Source organism: Photorhabdus viridis (assembly GCF_040256935.1).
Taxonomy (GTDB): domain Bacteria; phylum Pseudomonadota; class Gammaproteobacteria; order Enterobacterales; family Enterobacteriaceae; genus Photorhabdus; species Photorhabdus viridis.
Window position 1 is genome coordinate 1 of the sequence record NZ_JBEJZY010000649.1, and the last position, 213, is coordinate 213.

General features: G+C 54.0%; 1 pseudogene. It reads left to right on the forward strand.

The features are described from left to right. Positions 1–213 (forward strand): annotated as a pseudogene (locus ABR397_RS24915) (hypothetical protein); the annotation flags it as partial.

Here is a 213-nt window from a genome sequence, read left to right on the forward strand (position 1 = left end):
GGGGAACTGCATTGAAAAGCGGGACGGGGAAGAAACGGTTACCCGCTACACCTATGATGCGGTTCAGAGACTGACCGCGCTGGATACTCCGGCAGGCACCACCCGTTATCATTACGATGTCATGGGGAAATTGTTGACGGTAGAATCCCCGGACAACACCCTGCATTTTGAATACGACGACCAGGACCGGATAGTGCGGGAAATCCAGCCATA